6 protein-coding genes and 3 pseudogenes are annotated in these 7,848 nt (G+C 65.9%); 4 read left to right on the forward strand and 5 right to left on the reverse strand.

Going from position 1 to position 7,848, the window contains the following annotated elements; all coding sequences use genetic code 11:
• Window positions 1-83: pseudogene (locus tag ACFWA7_RS39035) on the forward strand (transposase); the annotation flags it as partial.
• A 128-nt stretch (window positions 84-211) separates the two neighbouring features.
• Here the strand turns inward: ACFWA7_RS39035 and ACFWA7_RS39040 are convergent.
• Window positions 212-1,027 (reverse strand): annotated as a pseudogene (locus ACFWA7_RS39040) (DUF3995 domain-containing protein); the annotation flags it as partial.
• Complete coding sequence (locus ACFWA7_RS39045; protein WP_385533908.1) at window positions 910-1,341, reverse strand: DUF6463 family protein; 432 nt, start codon at window positions 1,339-1,341, stop codon at window positions 910-912. The gene ACFWA7_RS39045 and the pseudogene ACFWA7_RS39040, both read right to left, overlap by 118 nt.
• 19 nt (window positions 1,342-1,360) lie before the next feature.
• Between ACFWA7_RS39045 and ACFWA7_RS39050 the strand changes: the two genes are divergently transcribed.
• From ACFWA7_RS39050 to ACFWA7_RS39060, 3 genes and pseudogenes are all read left to right on the forward strand, one after another.
• On the forward strand, window positions 1,361-1,948 hold the full coding sequence (locus ACFWA7_RS39050) for a TetR-like C-terminal domain-containing protein (RefSeq protein WP_385533906.1): 588 nt from the start codon (window positions 1,361-1,363) through the stop codon (window positions 1,946-1,948).
• A gap of 273 nt (window positions 1,949-2,221) precedes the next feature.
• Window positions 2,222-3,391, forward strand: a pseudogene (locus ACFWA7_RS39055) (IS3 family transposase).
• A gap of 382 nt (window positions 3,392-3,773) precedes the next feature.
• Window positions 3,774-3,926: a hypothetical protein gene (locus ACFWA7_RS39060; protein WP_385533900.1), complete on the forward strand. Its 153-nt coding sequence runs from the start codon at window positions 3,774-3,776 to the stop codon at window positions 3,924-3,926.
• Between the two features lie 69 nt (window positions 3,927-3,995).
• On the opposite strand, the gene ACFWA7_RS39065 is transcribed toward ACFWA7_RS39060, so the two are convergent.
• The 3 genes from ACFWA7_RS39065 to ACFWA7_RS39075 all read right to left on the reverse strand — a co-directional run bounded on the left by ACFWA7_RS39065 (window position 3,996) and on the right by ACFWA7_RS39075 (window position 7,627).
• Window positions 3,996-4,547 carry an EF-hand domain-containing protein gene (locus tag ACFWA7_RS39065; RefSeq protein ID WP_385533897.1) on the reverse strand — a complete coding sequence of 184 codons (552 nt, stop codon included), beginning with the start codon at window positions 4,545-4,547 and terminating at the stop codon, window positions 3,996-3,998.
• A 133-nt stretch (window positions 4,548-4,680) separates the two neighbouring features.
• Window positions 4,681-6,993, reverse strand: a complete 2,313-nt coding sequence (locus ACFWA7_RS39070; protein ID WP_385533894.1) for a molybdopterin-dependent oxidoreductase — start codon at window positions 6,991-6,993, stop codon at window positions 4,681-4,683.
• The gene (locus ACFWA7_RS39075) at window positions 6,953-7,627 is read right to left on the reverse strand and encodes an alpha/beta fold hydrolase (RefSeq protein WP_385827920.1); all 675 of its coding nucleotides are present in this window, start codon (window positions 7,625-7,627) and stop codon (window positions 6,953-6,955) included. The genes ACFWA7_RS39070 and ACFWA7_RS39075 overlap by 41 nt, the downstream gene beginning before the upstream one ends.
• Window positions 7,628-7,848 lie beyond the last annotated feature (221 nt).

The raw sequence follows: 7,848 nt of genomic DNA on the forward strand, positions 1-7,848 counted from the left end.
TCCGCCGCTACATCATCTGGCGAAACCGCCACGCCGACGACAAGCACCTACGCGCCGTCGTCGACCGGGCAAACGTTGCCTGATGCGGCACTAGCGAGGCCAAAGACAGGAACAACGCGCCCAGGGCCCCCACGCAGCCGTAAACCCGCACCTCACGCCGGTCATCATGGCGGCGGACATAGTTCGTGGCGGCCGCGGCGAAGGCCAGGCCGCCGGCAATGAACCACGGCTCCCACAGGTAGAGGTACCAGCGGGTCAACCCGGCCAGATCAGGCGCGACAGCGCGCGCCCCCGCCTCAATGAGCACTCCGTGGGCAACGAACAGACATCCGTGCCAGACGAGCAGCACCGTCGCGCCACCGCCACAGAACACCAGGAGTCGACCCGTCCACTTGCCGCGACGGCGCGTCAGGCCGATACCAACCAACGCCCCCAAAAGCTTCAGAAAACCGGTCACCCACAAGACGGCCAGGAACCACGTCACCCGGTCGTCAGCAAGCTTCACCAGCGACGGAGCCACCGTCGACCGTGCGCCGAAGGTGCCACCCAACGCCCAGAGGAAACTGGGTACCGCGAACAGAAACCCCCATGCCGCAACGGCGAACCCGGGCCACCTGCCCAGACGGAGGCGGAGCGCCCAGCTCGCGGCCGGACGCACTGGATAGTCCAAAGAATGCTTGATCGTCACGGCTCCACCGTTGCCGAACCTCGATGACAGGGCGTGGTCCGCGCGAACGACCAGGCTCCCCCCGAACGGAGGAGCCACCCTTGGACACGCCAGCGACTGACAGTCAGCGCCGCATCGCCCACACCACAGTCGGATCGATGGCGTTGCCCGTGACCGGCTCCAAGACTCACCCTGAAACGCTTGAAGGGTCAAAGAACAAGCTCTGCGCTCAGGAATGGCGCTCACGACCGCCGCCCCCAGGACGCAAGAATCAGCAGCACAGCGGGCACCAGGCCCAGCGGGAAACCCGACGGTCCCAAGATCCACCCGGCCAGCACCACCCAGCCCGCCAGGACCCATCCCACGTAGCGCGGGACCTCCTGGCCGGTGCGGGCCATCCGCGACAGCAACAGGCCCAGCAGAATCAGCGGCACCGCGAAGCCGCCCGGCAGCGCCCAGAACAGACGCACCGTCTCGGCGTGGGTGTCGGGGTCCGCGCCACGCAGCTCGCCCGACAGCCAGCCACCCCATTCCGACCGGGACTCGACGGCGAAGAGCGCGGTGTGGAGGCCGCCGATGGACACTGCGCTGCGGCCTGCCCACAGGGTCAGGGTGCGGGCGCGAGTGCTGCCGCCTGCGGAAGAAGTTTCGATACGTGGAGTTCCGATACTCATAGTTTCGTATGATGAGGCAATGCAGCCTCCGAAACAACCCACCGGCCGCCCGCGCGAGACCCGCGTGGACACCGCAATCCGCGACGCGGTACGCGAGTTGGTGCCACGCCTGGGATACGCCGGCCTGACCATGGACGCCATCGCCGCCAAGGCAGGCATCGGCAAAGCGGCCATCTATCGCCGCCACACCTCACGCGGCGAACTCGTCTTCTCCGTCCTCGTCCACGGGAGAAAATCGCAGCCCCTGCCCGACACCGGAACACTCACCGGCGACCTCACCGCGCTCGCGAACCTGATCCTGGGGATCTTCTCCGACCCGGTGACCGCCGCAGCCACCCCCGGGCTGCTCGCGGACCTGCAGCAGCAGCCCGACATCGCCGCGCGGTTCCAGGAGACCTTCATCGCCGAAGAACGCGCACAGATCACCGCGTTGCTGGCACGCGCCCACCAACGAGGAGAACTGCCCACACCGGCAGACCCCGCATTGGTGCACGCCGCCGTACTCGGCACCGCGTACGCCTGGTTGTTCCTCCTCGCCCAGCCACCCACCCCCGCCCTCGCGTCGCGCATCGCCGCGCTCGCCGAAGCCGCCGCTCGGGACAATTGACCGACGGCGCTATCGAACGGAATCCTGGCCGCAAAGGAAGCCTCGGCATCCTCCCGGACCTGAACGATCAGGAGGATGCCAAACCCCAGGGGCGTGGTCTGCGTTACTGACGTTGTTGGTGTGATGTCGCGGGGGCTGACAAGCTGCGGTTGTCGCGGTAGGCCGGTCATATGAGGTATCCACAGGCGGCGGACTGACCGCGGTGAGCCGCCTCCATGTTCTCGGACAGTGGTCCCCCGATAGGATCGACGTCCGGAACGGTGGAGAGAGCACGTGACATCGAAGCGTAGGAAGTTCGGTTCCGAATTCAGGGACGAGGCGGTCAAGATGGTGGTCGTGGAGTCCCGGCCGATCGCTGAGGTCGCGCGGCAAATCCAGGTGAACGAGGGGGCTCTGGGTACCTGGGGAAGCCGCTACCGGCAGGAGCATGCCGGCGAGGAACCGCCTCTGAACATCAGCGAACGCGCTCGCCTGCGCGAGCTGGAACGGGAGAACCGTGAACTGCGGATGAAGACCGAGTTCTTGGGACAAGCGGCGACCTTCTTCGCCCAGGAATACCGGTGACGGAGAAGTACGAGTTCATCGATGGCGAGTCAGGAACCTAGCCGGTACAGCGGATGTGTGCCTGGGCAGGTGTCTCCACGTCGGGTTTCTACCATTGGCGTTCGAGGCCGTTGTCGGCCACCGCCGAGCGCCGCACAGAAACTCTGGGAAGTCATCCGTCACGTCTTCTCCGACTCGCAGGAGACCTATGGCTACCGGCGCGTCCACGCCGCCCTGAAACGCATGAACGTGCAGGCCGGACCGGAGCTGGTACGCGCTCGGATGCGCGAGCTGGGCCTGGTCCCGTGCCAGCCACGGCCCTGGCGGCTGACCACCGTCGCCGATGACATGGCGCCGACCACACCCGACCTGGCGGCCCGGGACTTCAGCGCGGATGCACCCGGCCGCAAACTGGTCAGCGATATCACATATATCCATACCTGGGCCGGGTTCCTCTATCCTACGACGGTTATCGACTGTCGTACCAGGGCCGTGATCGGCTGGGCGATGGCCGACCATATGAAGGCCTCACTCATCTCGGATGCGCTCGACATGGCAGCACGGAACACTAACCTCGCCGATGGCTGCATATTTCATTCGGATCGCGGCAGTCAATAAACTTCCCGGGAACTCCGGGGGAAACTCCGTTCGTTGGGACTCAGGGCATCAGTAGGCCGCACCGGGGTCTGCTGGGACAATGCCATGGCCGAGTCATTCTTCGGCGCCCTGAAAAACGAGCTCGTGCACCGAACTTCGTTCCCCACGGGTGTACATGCTCACCGGGCGATCGTCCGATACATTGAGATGTTCTGCAATCACAGACGTCTCCACTCCGCACTCGGCTACCGAACCCCCGCAGAAGTCCACGCCGAGTACGAAGAGTTGCAGGCGACAGCATAGAAATCCCGCAAAAACCCTGTCCGAGAAACGCAGGGCGCCTCATGGAGGACGAGCTGTCGGATTGCGGAGTCCTGCCGCGCTGCGGCGGGACGCCGATCTCACGCAGATGGCCTTGGAGGCCGACTGGGTTCATCGGCTGTCCGGGCTGGCGGCCGGGGAAAAGCCACTGTGAACTTCTGCTGCTGGCGTAGGGCAGGTGCTGGCGAGACTGGATGTAGGCCCGCATCAGGTCGGCGACGGGCTCCGGCGGCGGGGACGGCGGGTCTCCCAACTGGATGGTGACGGCGGTCTCGTCGTCGGTGACGTCGTCGATGGTGAGGCGAACGATGCGGCTGACGGTTGCGCATAGAGGAGAACGAGCGCGGCGGCGACCCTGGCCCGCATGGGCGAAGAGTCGTCGTTCAGGACCGGCGGAGCATCGCACCCGGCAGCCGGCACTCTGCGACCGCTGCGCGACCCGGCCGCGCCGGAGCTGGACGAGAACGACGAGTCGGCCGCCAACAGAAGGGGCGTCGTCAGGGGCTGCCTGGCCTGACGTCTTCACGCCGCACGCCCACACCAGCAGTGGTGTGGGCGTGCGGGTCCCGAGCCGCATCTGGGGCCGTCAGCCGGTGACCCTGCCGAACAGGTGGTTGGCAGGAGCGTCCGGGTTGTTGCCGTAGAAGAACTCCGCGACGGCCTGGTGGAATTCGGCGCGGTCCAGCGCACCGGAGCCGTCCCGGTCCAAAGCGGCGAAGACCGCGGCGCAGTCCTCGCCGGGAACGCCGGCGACCGAGTAGTACATCTGCTGGAACTCCGCCTGGTCGATCTTGCCGTCTCCGTTGAGGTCGGCGAGGTCGAAGAAGTAGTTGGCCACCGGCTCGATCTGTTCCGGGTACTGGGCGGGGTCGGTGAGGGCCCGCCTGAACCCTTCGGTCATCTCCCGCAGATCGACCTTCCCGTCACCGTCCTGATCCAAGGGGGCGATCACGTTCGTCCAGAATTCGTCCATCCCCTCGGTGAGCAGGCGGGCGGTCGCGGCGTCCGGCTCGGTGCCGCGGGCGGCGATGTAGCGCTCGCTCATCATTCGGACGTCCCGCTGGGTGATGAACCCGTCGCCGTCGACGTCGGCGCCCCTGAACCACTGGCCGTACTTGAGGTCTTGAAGTGCAGTCATGACTACGTACAGTATTCATTCCATTACGCAAGCGCAAACCGCAAGTGGAGTCTCTCGACGGCCAGGGCCAGCCTGCTACGCGATTGACGATGGCATACACGAAACTCGCCCGAAAAGGCAGGAAGCTTTCGTGTCAATGTTCGAGGTTTGGTGGTGTAAAGGCGAGCACATCGGGAAGGGGATCGCCGTAGAGCTCGACGTCTACCAGCGCACTGAGAGCACTCGGTCCTTGGGACAGGCGCGAGCACGGCCGATCCGCCGTGAGAACGTTCGGATTGCCGTGGCGGTCCAATGTTCCGCTCAGGCCCGGCTGGACCGGATCCCACCACGCTCCCGTGGACAGTTGCACGACGCCTGGCATGACGTCGTCCGACAGGACTGCGCCCGCAAGACAGCTACCTCGGTCGTTGTAGACGCGCACGATCATGCCGTTCTCGATGCCGCGCGACGCGGCGTCCGACGGGTTGATCGTCACGGGCTCACGGCCACGGATCTTTGAACTGAGGCTGTGGCCACCGTTGTCGTACTGGCTGTGCAGGCGCGAGGCGGGCTGATTCGAGATCAAATGCAGCGGGAATCGGTCCGACAGGTCAGCACGAAGCCACTCCACTGGTTCAAACCACGTCGGATGCCCGGCGCAGTCGTCGTAGCCGAACGAGTCGATCTCCTCCGAGAAGATCTCGATCCGGCCCGACGGCGTCGGCAGGGGGAAACGCTGCGGATCTGAGCGGAGCGCCTCGAAGCTGCCAGGAAACGGTCCGGTCAACGCCGGCAGCTCAGCGGTGGAGCTTCGCCAGAAGTCGTCGAAGCTCGGCAAGGCGGCATCGCCGCCGAGTTTGGCCCTCGTCTGCTCGTAAAGGTGTCGGACCCATTCGATCTCGGAGCGCGACTCCGTGAACTCCTGCTCGTATCCGAGCCGGGAGGCCAAGGCGGTGAAGATGTGGTGATCCGTGCGCGACTCGCCCGCCGGCTCGCGGACTTTCGGCATCGCGACGAGGTGGGGGTCCGAAAATCCGGCGGCGAAGTCGTCGCGCTCCAAGCTGGTGGCAACGGGCAGGACGATGTCCGCGAACTTGGCCGTGGTGTTCCACCAGGCTTCGTGAACCACCACCGTGTCAGGGGTCTGCCAGGCTCGGGTCAACCGATGCAGGTCTTGGTGGTGGTGGAACGGGTTCCCTCCGCACCAGTAGATCAGGCGAAGCTCGGGCAACGTGAGGCGCCGGCCGTCGTAGTCGATGGTCTTACCCGGATGCAGCAGGGTGTCGGCGATCCTTGCGACAGGGATGAAATCCGGAACGGGGTTGGGAACCTCGGGAATCGTCGCCACGAAGGGGCGGCCTTTGGCAACGCCGGTCGCGTCCATCGTCGCGTAACCTGCGCCCCAGCCACAGCCAGACCGGCCCATCGAGCCCGCCATGGCGGCCAGCACGACAGACATCCAGATCGGTTGTTCGCCGTGGTCTGCCCGTTGCACCGCGTAGTTGACCATGATGAGAGAACGTTGCGTGGTAAGGCGGCGAGCGAGGTCGGTGATCGCGTCACGACTGATGCCCGTGATCCTCGCTGCCCAGGCAGCGTCCTTGGGGACGCCATCGAGCTCGCCGACCAAGTAGGAGGCGAAGCGGTCAAACCCGACGCAGCACCGGCGAAGGAAGTCCTCATCGTGCCACCCATTGACCAGCATCGTGTGGGCGATGCCGAGCATCGCGGCGGTGTCGGTATTGGGGATGACTGGCAGCCACTCGGCGTCGAGGAAGCCGGCGACGTCGCTGCGGATGGGGCTGACGTTCACGAACCGCACCCCGGCCTCACGGCACTGGCGCTGCAGGTTCTGCGTCTGGTGCCTGGCCAGCCCACCAGGGTTGATCTGGCTGTTCTTGAGGGCCAGCCCTCCAAACGCCACCACAAGCTCACAGTTCTCGGCGATCTCGTCCCACATCGGCATCCGGGACTGGTAGCTCCACGGATGGCCGCCGATCACATGGGGGAGGATGACCTCCAAAGCCGCGGTGCTGTACGTGTTGCGAGAGTCGGTGTATCCCCCGCCTAACGCCAGGAACCGGTGGAGTTGACCCTGCGCGTTGTGGAACCCGCCCGCACTCGCCCATCCATAGGATCCGCCGAACACCGCGCTGTCTCCGTGCTGTGAACGCACTCGACGGAGTTCATCGCTCACCAACGTGATCGCGTCGTCCCAGCTCATCTCCACGAAGGCGTCCGCGCCTCTGGCCGTGTCGTGGGCGCGCGGCAGGCCGTTCAGCCAGCCCTTGCGCACCGCGGGGCGCAACACGCGAGCGCTGTCGTCGGCGGCTGCCACCATTCCGGGGCCGATAGGCGATGGGCTGGGGTCATCGTGCCTCGGCTCGATTCGCACCAACTGGCCGGAATCGACTACGGCGGTGAAACTACCCCAGTGCGTCGCAACCGACATACGTCGTTCCACCATGCATCAACTCCGCTGGTAGTAGTCCCCGCCGTGCCAGCCGGGGTCGTCTGTGATGGCCTTGATCTGGTTGTAGCCCTGCGCGATCATCTCCGCCGTCGTGTGACGCGGTGCAGCCGATGGCCAGGAGGGACGCGACGCGGTCAGGGTGGGTGATGGGCCACTCCAGTGCGCGGCAGCCGCCCATCGAGCAGCCGATCACAGCGGCCCAGCGGTGGATGCCCAGCGCGTTGGCCAGCAGCACGTCCGCGGCGACGGTGTCCCGGCAGGACAGGCGGCGAAACCGGCTGCCCCAGGGGGGCGCCCGTCCGGGCCGGTCGACCCCTGGCAGCCACCCAGGATGTCGGTCGCCACTACGAAGTACCACAAGGTGTCGATCGCCCGGCCAGGCCCGACCACATCGTCCCCCAGTACGGAGCCGGATGAGTCGCGTCGGCTTCGCCGGCGACGTGGCTGTCGGCGCTGAAGGGGTGACCGATCCAGATCGCGTCCCAGGCATCGGCGTTTGGCTAGCCCCAGGTCTCGAACGCCAGCGTGAAATCCGGCAGGACCTGACCTCCTTCAAGTGCCAGGTCACCGGGGCACCGGAAGAACAGCCGGGCGAGTCCCCTTCGCGCCAGGCCCCGGTGACCGGCATGCGATCAAGTGGAGCGGATGCCAGGACAGTGCGCGAGGCTAACGGTCGATCACCAGCCACCGGAAACCCGGCCCTTCACTCTCGGTAAGCGGACAAACATAAATCGTAGACGAGAGGCCTCGGGCTCACTAGGGCCTGTGTGATGTCGTGATCATTCGGCGGTCTTCAGTAGGTCGTCGACCCAGATCATTGCGGCGCGGAGGTGGAGACCGGCGAGGTAG

This window comes from Streptomyces sp. NPDC059994 (genome assembly GCF_042737755.1).
GTDB lineage: Bacteria > Actinomycetota > Actinomycetes > Streptomycetales > Streptomycetaceae > Streptomyces.

Excerpts from the sequence above, each read along its gene's own strand:
- ACFWA7_RS39045 (WP_385533908.1), bottom strand. The coding sequence starts at position 1,341 with ATGAGTATCGGAACTCCACGTATCGAAACTTCTTCCGCAGGCGGCAGC.
- ACFWA7_RS39050 (WP_385533906.1), top strand. The coding sequence starts at position 1,361 with ATGCAGCCTCCGAAACAACCCACCGGCCGCCCGCGCGAGACCCGCGTG.
- ACFWA7_RS39060 (WP_385533900.1), top strand. The coding sequence starts at position 3,774 with ATGGGCGAAGAGTCGTCGTTCAGGACCGGCGGAGCATCGCACCCGGCA.
- ACFWA7_RS39065 (WP_385533897.1), bottom strand. The coding sequence starts at position 4,547 with ATGACTGCACTTCAAGACCTCAAGTACGGCCAGTGGTTCAGGGGCGCC.
- ACFWA7_RS39070 (WP_385533894.1), bottom strand. The coding sequence starts at position 6,993 with ATGGTGGAACGACGTATGTCGGTTGCGACGCACTGGGGTAGTTTCACC.
- ACFWA7_RS39075 (WP_385827920.1), bottom strand. The coding sequence starts at position 7,627 with ATGCCGGTCACCGGGGCCTGGCGCGAAGGGGACTCGCCCGGCTGTTCT.